Source organism: Hydrocoleum sp. CS-953, from assembly GCF_002260545.1.
GTDB lineage: Bacteria > Cyanobacteriota > Cyanobacteriia > Cyanobacteriales > Microcoleaceae > Trichodesmium.
This window is the reverse complement of sequence record NZ_LGSU01000596.1, coordinates 1-3773: the sequence shown is the minus strand read 5'-3', so window position 1 is coordinate 3773 and position 3773 is coordinate 1. Positions and strand designations below refer to the sequence as shown.

The window sequence follows — 3773 nt, the reverse complement described above, 5'->3', positions numbered from 1 at the left end:
ATGGATGCTTCGGAGTCTTCCAGAATGGCAGCTAAAACTACTACTGAGTCATTAATGGCAACTCCCACTAAACCAAATGTGCCGATGAGACTCATAAAACCGAAGGGATAACCAAATAACCATAAACTGAAAAATCCTAAACCAATAGCACAAAGGGCGACTCCGCCAATAATGGCAGTTGCTCGGAAGGAATTTAAGGATAAAACTAAAATTGAAGTTGCTAACAAAAATACAAGAGGCAGTGTAGAAAACAAATTTGCTTCAGTATTACCTTGTTGTTCCGACTCTCCAGCAACTTCCAACCAATACCCAGAGGGTAACTCAAAGTTGGAATCATTTAACCGTTGTTGCCACCCGTTCAAAACTTCAGAAGGTAACACCCCAGCAGCAATAAAACCTTGAATTAAGTTTACTCGTCTCCCATTACGTCTTCTAATAACTGAAAATTCTGGCTGTAATTCTAATTCTGCTAAAGCTGATAGAGGTATTGTATCAGTTGCACTAAATCGGTTTTGATTTAGACTAGAGTTAGTAGGTTGTAAGTCTAGAGATGTAATTTTGCTAAGGTCTCCCCGTTGAGCATTCGATACTCGCACTCGCACTGGTAATTCTTCCGTATCTTCAATTATTGAACCTCCTAAATTTCCCTCCAATGAGGTTTCTAATTGTTGGGAAAGGGAAGCTCGATCTAATCCTGCTAAACGAATTTCTTCCTCATTTACTTGTAATTGTAATTGGGGTCTAATTTCACTTAAAGTGTCGCGGGTATGAGTTACTTTCGGAACTTGAACTAACAGACTTCTTGCTTGTTCTCCTAATTCTTGTAAACCCTTTAAATTAGGACCATAAATTCTCATTTCTACTGGTGCATCAAAAGGAGGTCCTTGTTCTAATTTTCTAATCAAAATTTNTGGGAAAGGGAAGCTCGATCTAATCCTGCTAAACGAATTTCTTCCTCATTTACTTGTAATTGTAATTGGGGTCTAATTTCACTTAAAGTGTCGCGGGTATGAGTTACTTTCGGAACTTGAACTAACAGACTTCTTGCTTGTTCTCCTAATTCTTGTAAACCCTTTAAATTAGGACCATAAATTCTCATTTCTACTGGTGCATCAAAAGGAGGTCCTTGTTCTAATTTTCTAATCAAAATTTGAGCTTCAGGAAATGCAGTATCAACTTCTGCTTGTAATTTATTAACTAATTCCGACTTAGCAATTGAATCTAACTGTAAAAATCCTTGAGCATAATTTGCAGCTTGTCTACCTGACGTTATGTTGTAGAAATACCGAGGAGAACTACGTCCTAAAAACCATTGCACTTCTTCTATTTCTGGATGTTTCAACATTAAGTTTCTGACTTCTATAGCCTTATTTTTTGTTTTTTCAATCGAGCTTAAACCAGGTAGTTCTAATTCTATTTGTAATTGGTCTCTATCTACAGGAGGAANCGTCCTAAAAACCATTGCACTTCTTCTATTTCTGGATGTTTCAACATTAAGTTTCTGACTTCTATAGCCTTATTTTTTGTTTTTTCAATCGAGCTTAAACCAGGTAGTTCTAATTCTATTTGTAATTGGTCTCTATCTACAGGAGGAAAGAATTGTTTAGGGAGATTGCCGACTTGAATTAAACCAATTATTGGTAAAGTTAAACCCAATAATATTCCTAACCAGGGAGTGCTAAATATACTTCTGAGAGTGACTTGGTAAATTTCCGTTAAAGAAGAATTTGTAAAACCTGTTTGCCACCATTTTTGTTGATTATTCTGAGAATAATGATGATGATTATTGTATAGTTTACCTGCCAAACTAGAACCTATAGTTAGAGAAATAAATAAAGAGGAAAGAACAGCAAAAATCACACTAAGACCAATGCCACCAACAAATTCTCCACCAGTACCAGGCATTAAAACAATTGGTAAAAATGCTAGAACTGTAGTTAAAGTTGATGCTGTTAATGGCATAAATAAATGATTAATTGCCTTATTAATAGCAGTTTCAGCTTTCAGTCCTGAAACTATATTTTTAGTAACTTCATCAACAACAATAATTGCTGTATCAATCAATAATCCTAAAGCTACAATCAATCCAGTTATTGACATTTGATTTAGTTGAACATTCAGAAACTTCATCATTCCTAAAACGATACAACTTGACAAAGGCAATGCCAAACCCACAACAATAGCAGATTTCCAACCCATTAAAAATACTGTAATTCCAAATACCAGCATCCCACTTATTAATAGATTCAAAATCAAACTTTTTAAACGAGTTTCAATATAATTACTTTGATTAAAAATAATCTCCAGTTTCAGACCTTGACCAAGTTCTTGACGGAATTTTTCTATCACTGCTTCTGCCGACCTTGCCCATGAGTCTATTTGATAATTTGATTCTACAAATGCAGCTAAAGTAGAAGCCGGACGACCATTAATTAATGCCAGTTCATTCGGTGGTTCAGCAATTGTTTTTCTTACTTCAGCAATGTCTCCAAGTCGAGTAAATTGCCCTTGGTTACTAAAGCTAATTGGAATATTTTTAATCCGCTCCAAGGAATCTAAATCTGAATCAACTTCTAATATTAAATCATTATTTTGACCGCGAAATAAACCAGAAGAAACCTTAGCATCGCTCTGTTGAATTTGTGCTGATAATTGTTGAGGTGTGAGACCAATACTAGCCAACTTAGCTGCATCAATTTCTACCACTATTTCTTCCTGATGATTACCAACTTCGGCAACTTTTTCTGTTCCTGGTAATGCCAATAATTCATCTTTCAATAATTCAGATAAACGGGTAAGAATTGCATAATTAGGTTCAGTATCTTGTGACCAAGTTAAAGCAGTAATCATAGCATAAGCTTTAACTTCAAGTTCCTCTAATCGTGGTTTACTTGTACCAGCAGGTAATTGGGAATCAACTTGATTTAATTGCTCTCTAATTTTTAACCAAACTGTATCAGCGTTTGTTGCTTCAACTGAATCTAATAATTCAATATTAATAATTGAACTTCCTACCCTCGAAGTAGAATCATAGTCTTTAATTTCTTCAATTTCAGATAATTCTGCTTCTATTTTTTCTGTAATTAATGTTTCTACTCGTTCCGCATCAGCTCCCGGCCAAAAAGTTGTGATAACTGCAAGGCGAGAAGTTAATTCTGGGTCTTCGAGTCGTGGTAATGTGAAAAAGGATGATGTTCCCCAGACAATAATTATTAGTANTCCTACCCTCGAAGTAGAATCATAGTCTTTAATTTCTTCAATTTCAGATAATTCTGCTTCTATTTTTTCTGTAATTAATGTTTCTACTCGTTCCGCATCAGCTCCCGGCCAAAAAGTTGTGATAACTGCAAGGCGAGAAGTTAATTCTGGGTCTTCGAGTCGTGGTAATGTGAAAAAGGATGATGTTCCCCAGACAATAATTATTAGTATTGCCAGGATTAATAATCGGAAGTTTCGGTAAAATAAAGTAGTCATTTCAGTTATTAGTTATATTTTATTTAAGGTTTTTTTGCCAAATTTGTGATGTAAAAAAGCTAATTTTTATTTGACTTATCACATTAAATCTGAATAAAAACTATTATCCAGTCATTGCGACTGGAACGGAGTGGAAGGAAGCAATCTCTCTGATTTGAGAACTTCCTTAGACAATAATTATTAGTATTGCCAGTATTAATAATCGAAAGTTTCGGTAAAATAAAGTAGTCATTTCAGTTATAAATTATATTTTAGTTAAAGATTTTTTTGCCAAATTTGTGATGTAAAAAAGCTAATTT

At 34.6% G+C, this 3773-nt stretch carries 3 protein-coding genes and 1 pseudogene; all 4 read right to left on the bottom strand.

Annotated elements, in window-relative coordinates; translation table 11 throughout:
• Positions 1–910 (bottom strand): annotated as a pseudogene (locus tag AFK68_RS06555) (efflux RND transporter permease subunit); the annotation flags it as partial.
• 1 nt (position 911) lies between these two features.
• Positions 912–1387: efflux RND transporter permease subunit (locus AFK68_RS44425; protein ID WP_371357265.1), on the bottom strand; the 476-nt coding region annotated here is incomplete at its 3' end.
• 60 nt (positions 1388–1447) lie between these two features.
• Positions 1448–3210: efflux RND transporter permease subunit (locus tag AFK68_RS06545; protein WP_371357264.1), on the bottom strand; the 1763-nt coding region annotated here is incomplete at its 3' end.
• Between the two features lie 9 nt (positions 3211–3219).
• A partial coding sequence (locus AFK68_RS38270) for an efflux RND transporter permease subunit (RefSeq protein ID WP_210407263.1) occupies positions 3220–3474 on the bottom strand: 255 nt, incomplete at its 3' end.
• Positions 3475–3773: the final 299 nt, after the last annotated feature.